Here is a 6,050-nt window from a genome sequence, read left to right as displayed (position 1 = left end):
GGTAGGCGGTAGCAGGGTGCAGCAGGTTCGGCGCGTGGGATCGGCGGGCGATACTTACGATTCCACGGTTCAGACGGCCGAGTCCTGGCTCACGCCCGATGCTGGAGCTAAGCCAGAGCGCTATCCGGGCGGGACGCAAGTCTTCCGAATTGAACTCGTCGATACCGGATCATCCTTCAAGGTCACCGATTACCGGGTGTTGGCGAAATGACGTCTAGGGCAGTGAGTCTGTGCTTGGTGATAGTCGCCTGCCTTTACGGCTGGATGCCCCCGTCGTTCGGCGGCGAGGAAGAGCCTGCATGTGTCTCCACCTCAACGATTCTTGGCGCGACTACCACGTGCGCCTACACGGGTGAGTCCCTGAAAGAGAAGGTCAGTTCCGACCCCGAAGCGATCTACACCGTCTTCCAGGCGTGCTTCAACGGCACGAGCGGTGAGCCCGAACCGTGCAGCAATCCCCGGGCCTGCTCGGTCGGAGAAGCCACGGGCACGATCTATGCGGTCACGCGCAACGGCGTATTCGTCGGCACTGCCTGCCTCACGCAGGGCGACTCCAAGGTCTTCACACCACCCATCGCGGTCCTGGTCGCCAAGCGCTTCAAGGCGCTCGAGTGGCCGAAGTCGCGTCTCACCGTGCAACCGGAAGGTGGCAGGACCTTGGTGAACTTCGAGACGATCTTCTACACGACCAACAACCAGCCGACCTCGAAGGTCGTGACCCTGCTCGGTCAGACGGTGGAGATCCAGGCGACGCCCACGTCCTATGTCTGGCACTTCGGGGATGCTGCGAGCGCCACCACCGCGAGTGCCGGCAACCCCTATCCCGCCCAGGATGTCGTGCACACCTTCACCGGCCTCGACCCGGTCGAGCCGAGGGTGAACACCGTCTACTCCGGCAGCTTCCGGGTCAACGGCGGCCAGTGGGAAGACATCGACGACACGGTGACAGTGGTGGGCGACTCGATCGACCTGGCGATCCTGGAGGCTTCACCCGAGCTGGTGATGGACCCGGGAGAACCCCCAGCCGCGTGACGCGTCCCGCTGACGCTCGTTTGCTGGACAACGCCCGATAGCGTCGCCACATCCGGTCCATCTCGGGAAGGCCACCCCATGCGTCTCCGCCCCCTCGCCGCGCTAGCGGTCCCGCTGGTCATCGCCGCCGGCCTGGCCACGGGCGCCAACGCGACCGAGCACGACGAGCCGGTGACCACGCGCCAGGGCGCGGGACCGGTCCCCCCGCGCGCCGCGATGGCGATCGACACCAGCAAGAAGAGCGAGGTGCGGGCGGCGTACAAGCAACTGTGGCGAACTGCCGACGCGGATCGCCCGCGGTGGCTCGGTGGCAGCGTCAAGAAGTGTCTGCCGGGCGCGCTGTCCGGTGGCTCGACCAACAAGCAGCTCGGGGCGATCAACTTCGCCCGCCTGCTCACCGGCCTCACGCCGCTGGCGCTCGACACCGACACGGTGGCGCAGGCCCAGGCCGCGGCGATCATGATGACCGCCAAGGGCGCGGTCAACCACTACCCGCCGAAGTCGTGGCCGTGCTGGTCCCAGGAGGGCTACGACGCGGCGGGCATGTCCAATCTCTACCAAGGCCTGCGCAGCGAATCCAACGCCGACAAGATCGAGTCCTACCTCGACGACTGGGGCAACATCAACCAGGCGGCCGGGCACCGTCGCTGGTTCCTCTACCCCTACCTCACCGCGATCGGTCTGGGGGGTACGGCGACCGCGAACGTCTCCTACCTGTTCGGCCAGCCCTTCAACGACGCAGCGCCCAACCCGGACTGGGTCAGCTGGCCGGCGGCGGGCTGGTTCCCGAGCCGGCTCGACCCCCGCGGGCGGTGGTCGCTGTCCAGCGGCGACGACGAGGCCGATCTCTCCCAGGCCACGGTCCGCGTCACGTTCGACAACGCACGGGTCAGGGGCCTCAAGGTCCACCCGCCCGAGGACTCGCCCGGCAAGCCGACCCTGGTGTGGGAGATGCCAGACACCTGGCCCATCCATCCGGTCGGCAAGGCGAAGGTGAGCGTCTCCAACCTCACCATCGACGGCGTCCCCGGTCAGGCCACCAGCTACACGGTGAAGTTCTTCCGCAGCCGCTGACGGGACGCGCCCTGAGTGCCAGCCACCACGACCTTGCACGGCGCCTGATCGATGATGCGGGCCGTCAGTCGATGCGGGGTCTGGTCGGCGTTCGATCCCAGGACCACCAGCTCACACGAGGCTGACGCGCGCACGATCGCGTCCGCGGCGTCACCGTTCTCCAAGCTGGTGGCGATGGCCGGGCGATCGGCCACCTCCTCGAGGGCTTGCTCGATGACGTCCGCCTGAGCGCCCCGGGCCCGCCAACGTGGAGCACAGAAGTGACCGGGCACCTCGTGGATGAAGACGCTGCCGTGCGGCGGCCACACGGTGAGCACTTCGACCCGCATGTCGTGATCGCTCGCGTACCGCAGGCCCCAGATGAGCGCATCGATGCTGGCCTCGGAGCCGTCCACCGCAACGAGGCAGGTGCGTGCCTCGGCCTGTCCTCCTGGCCCACTGCTCATGTCTCGACCCTAGGCGGCCGAGGTGGCCGATCGACTCGGTCGGAGGTCCCCTCGACCGGGGACCTTGTGCTCTGCGTCGCTAGCGCGCAGCGCGGCGCCCGCCCGGCGCCCGGTGTGCGACCTGGTTGGGCTCCGGTACGGGGGAACCGTCGTCGTCCGCATGCGAGGGAAGGCCGAGCGCGCGGATCAGCCGTGAGACGAACAGCAGCCCCGCGAACAGGCAGGCGACGGCCCCCAAGGAGCTGAGCACGAGGAACGCCCACGCACCGGAGTCACCGGCACGCGCCGACGTACCGAAGTCGATGGCGAGGTAGACGAGGTAGCCCCAGGCGACCAGGCAGGCCGTGATCGCCAGGGCGAACGCGAGAGCGGGCCGGTTGAAGGAGGCCCTCTCCTGCGCACTGCGTCGTGATCCCGCCCGCTTACCCGTAGCCACCGGGCCATTGTGGCTGATGGCGACGTACGCCGGGTCAGATTCGCTCACGCCGAGCGCCCGACACGCCGCGATCGGGACCCTGGCAGAGGGGGTCAGGGGCCACTGACCTGCGGTTTTACCCACCCGCAACAGAGCGGTAGAAAATGGCCCGTTCGGTCACTTGCCAACCGTTGGGGCGCGACGTACGGTAACCACTACATCTAGTAGTTACACCGGTGTGGTTTTCCACATCTAGTTCACAACGGCTGGCCCCGAGTGCACAGTTTCGCGCCAGTTCTCCACAGGAAACATCGACCGTTCCACATGCGTTGACACTCGTGTACGGGTGTTTCCGTCGCGCCCACACATCCCGGAAGGAGGTCGCGCGATGCACTGTCCCTACTGCCGCAAGACCGACACCCGGGTCCTCGACTCCCGCGTCGCCGACGATGGATCCTCCATCCGCCGCCGCCGGGTCTGCGCGACCTGTGAGAAGAGGTTCACGACCGTCGAGCAGATGCAGTTGATGGTCCTCAAGCGCAGCGGCGCGAGCGAGCCGTTCAACCGCGACAAGGCGATCGCCGGCGTCCGCAAGGCCTGCAAGGGCCGCCCGGTCACCGAGGACCAGCTGGCCTGCCTGGGCCAGGCCGTCGAGGATGCGCTGCGTCTCTCCGGCCAGGCCGAGGTCAACGCCAACGAGGTCGGCCTCGCGATCCTGAGCCCGCTGCGCGAGCTCGACGAGGTCGCCTACCTCCGCTTCGCAAGCGTCTACCGCGCGTTCGACTCGGCCGAGGACTTCGAGAACGAGATCGAGATGCTGCGCGCCGAGCGCCGCCTCGAGCAGGCGACCGACGTCGCCGTACCAGCCACCACTGGCTGACCCAGACTGCCCGGCACGTGGTGGGGAAGCCGCGTGCCGGGCACACCAATCCCAACAAGTTCAACAGGAGAATTCATGACCGAGACGCATGTCACCGGCACCGACGCTGCGTCGACGAAGGGTGCAGGCCTCACGCTGGAGCGCGTTTTCAGCACCGAGGGCACGCACCCCTATGACGCGATCAACTGGGAGCGTCGCGACGTCGTCCAGACCAACTGGAAGACCGGCGAGACCGTCTTCGAGCAGCGTGGTGTCGAGTTCCCCGACTTCTGGTCCGTCAACGCCTCGACGATCGTGACCACGAAGTACTTCCGTGGCGCCGTCGGCACCGACGTGCGCGAGTGGAGCCTCAAGCAGCTCATCGACCGGGTCGTGAAGACCTACACCAAGGCCGGCATCGACCACGGCTACTTCAAGTCCACCGGCGACGCCGAGATCTTCGAGCACGAGCTGACCTGGCTGCTGGTCAACCAGTACTTCTCCTTCAACTCCCCGGTCTGGTTCAACGTCGGCACGCCCTCGCCGCAGCAGGTCTCCGCGTGCTTCATCCTCTCGGTGGACGACTCGATGGACTCGATCCTGAACTGGTACAAGGAAGAGGGCTTCATCTTCAAGGGCGGCTCCGGTGCCGGCCTCAACCTCTCCCGCATCCGCTCCTCCAAGGAGCTGCTCTCCTCGGGTGGTACGGCGAGTGGCCCGGTCTCCTTCATGCGCGGCGCCGACGCCTCCGCCGGCACCATCAAGTCGGGCGGCGCGACGCGCCGCGCGGCCAAGATGGTCGTGCTCGACGTCGACCACCCCGACATCGAGGAGTTCATCGAGACCAAGAAGAACGAAGAGAACAAGATCCGCGCCCTGCGCGACGCCGGCTTCGACATGGACCTCGGCGGCAAGGACATCACGTCCGTGCAGTACCAGAACGCCAACAACTCGGTCCGCGTCAGCGACGAGTTCATGCGCGCGGTCGAGCAGGGCACCGACTTCGGTCTGCGGGCCCGCGCAAGTGGCGAGATCATCGAGCAGGTCGACGCCCGCGAGCTGTGGCGCAAGATCGCCGTGGCGGCGTGGGAGTGCGCCGACCCGGGTCTGCAGTACGACGACACGATCAACGACTGGCACACCAACCCGGAGACGGGCCGCATCACCGCGTCCAACCCGTGCTCGGAATACATGTCGCTCGACAACTCCTCGTGCAACCTGGCGTCGCTCAACCTGCTGAAGTTCCTCAAGGACGACGACACGTTCGACGCCGCGCTGTTCGCGAAGGCCGTCGAGTTCATCATCACCGCGATGGACATCTCGATCTGCTTCGCCGACTTCCCGACCGAGCCGATCGCCAAGACGACTCGCGACTACCGCCAGCTGGGCATCGGCTACGCCAACCTCGGCGCGCTGCTGATGGCGATGGGTCTGGGCTACGACTCCGACGGCGGTCGTTCGATGGCGGCCGCGCTGACCTCGCTGATGACCGGTACGTCGTACAAGCGCTCGGCCGAGCTCGCCGCGATCGTCGGTCCCTACGCCGGCTACCAGCGCAACGCGGAGGCCCACAAGCGGGTCATGCGCAAGCACCAGGCCGCCAACGACGTGGTGCGGGTGCTGCACACCGAGGACGGCCGCGTGCACAAGCTGGCCACCGCGGCGTGGGCCGACGTCATCGCGACCGGTGAGAAGAACGGCTTCCGCAACGCGCAGGCCTCGGTGCTCGCGCCGACCGGCACCATCGGCTTCATGATGGACTGCGACACCACCGGCATCGAGCCCGACTTCTCCCTGGTGAAGTTCAAGAAGCTCGTCGGCGGTGGCTCGATGCAGATCGTCAACCAGACGATCCCGCGTGCGCTCGAGAAGATGGGCTACCAGCCCGAGCAGGTCGAGGCCATCGTCGCCTTCATCGGCGAGCACGGTCACGTCATCGACGCGCCCGGCCTCAAGCAGGAGCACTACGAGATCTTCGACACCGCGATGGGTGTTCGGTCCCTCAAGGCGATGGGTCACGTGCGGATGATGGCGGCCTGCCAGCCGTTCCTGTCCGGTGCGATCTCCAAGACGGTCAACCTCCCCGAGACCGCCACGGTCGAGGAGATCGAGGACGTCTACATGCAGTCCTGGAAGCTCGGTCTCAAAGCAACCGCGGTCTACAGGGACAACGCGAAGGTCGGCCAGCCGCTGGCCGACGGTGGTGGCAAGGCCAAGAAGGACG

Annotated in this window: 7 protein-coding genes; 5 read left to right on the top strand and 2 right to left on the bottom strand. The window is 66.8% G+C overall.

Annotated elements, in window-relative coordinates; translation table 11 throughout:
- From RMO85_RS09745 to RMO85_RS09735, 3 genes are all read left to right on the top strand, one after another.
- Window positions 1–211, top strand: a 211-nt coding sequence (locus RMO85_RS09745) for a hypothetical protein (RefSeq protein WP_310528532.1), incomplete at its 5' end; no start/stop codon positions are given.
- A gap of 53 nt (window positions 212–264) precedes the next feature.
- Entirely contained in the window at window positions 265–1,032 is a 768-nt protein-coding gene (locus tag RMO85_RS09740; RefSeq protein WP_310528531.1) for a hypothetical protein, read from the top strand.
- A gap of 78 nt (window positions 1,033–1,110) precedes the next feature.
- The gene (locus RMO85_RS09735) at window positions 1,111–2,106 is read left to right on the top strand and encodes a CAP domain-containing protein (protein ID WP_310528530.1); all 996 of its coding nucleotides are present in this window, start codon (window positions 1,111–1,113) and stop codon (window positions 2,104–2,106) included.
- Here RMO85_RS09735 and RMO85_RS09730 read toward each other — a convergent pair.
- Together RMO85_RS09730 and RMO85_RS09725 are read right to left on the bottom strand one after the other, a co-directional pair.
- Complete coding sequence (locus tag RMO85_RS09730; RefSeq protein WP_310528529.1) at window positions 2,076–2,552, bottom strand: universal stress protein; 477 nt, start codon at window positions 2,550–2,552, stop codon at window positions 2,076–2,078. The genes RMO85_RS09735 and RMO85_RS09730 overlap by 31 nt on opposite strands.
- Window positions 2,553–2,631: 79 nt before the next feature.
- A complete protein-coding gene (locus RMO85_RS09725; protein ID WP_310528528.1) occupies window positions 2,632–2,988 on the bottom strand; it encodes a hypothetical protein in 357 nt (118 codons plus the stop codon).
- A 367-nt stretch (window positions 2,989–3,355) separates the two neighbouring features.
- Here RMO85_RS09725 and nrdR point away from each other — a divergent pair, with 367 nt between their 5' ends.
- Both nrdR and RMO85_RS09715 read left to right on the top strand, forming a co-directional pair.
- On the top strand, window positions 3,356–3,847 hold the full coding sequence (nrdR, locus tag RMO85_RS09720) for a transcriptional regulator NrdR (RefSeq protein ID WP_310528527.1): 492 nt from the start codon (window positions 3,356–3,358) through the stop codon (window positions 3,845–3,847).
- 75 nt (window positions 3,848–3,922) lie between these two features.
- Window positions 3,923–6,050, top strand: a 2,128-nt coding sequence (locus RMO85_RS09715) for a vitamin B12-dependent ribonucleotide reductase (RefSeq protein WP_310528526.1), incomplete at its 3' end; no start/stop codon positions are given.

The organism is Nocardioides sp. (assembly GCF_031422975.1).
GTDB lineage: Bacteria > Actinomycetota > Actinomycetes > Propionibacteriales > Nocardioidaceae > Nocardioides.
Note: the sequence above shows the minus strand (reverse complement) of the source record. Positions and strands in the feature narration are given on the sequence as shown.

Bases quoted from the DNA above. Each gene is read 5' to 3' on its own strand.
- RMO85_RS09740 (WP_310528531.1), top strand. From the start codon at position 265: ATGCCCCCGTCGTTCGGCGGCGAGGAAGAGCCTGCATGTGTCTCCACC.
- nrdR (WP_310528527.1), top strand. From the start codon at position 3,356: ATGCACTGTCCCTACTGCCGCAAGACCGACACCCGGGTCCTCGACTCC.
- RMO85_RS09735 (WP_310528530.1), top strand. From the start codon at position 1,111: ATGCGTCTCCGCCCCCTCGCCGCGCTAGCGGTCCCGCTGGTCATCGCC.
- RMO85_RS09730 (WP_310528529.1), bottom strand. From the start codon at position 2,552: ATGAGCAGTGGGCCAGGAGGACAGGCCGAGGCACGCACCTGCCTCGTT.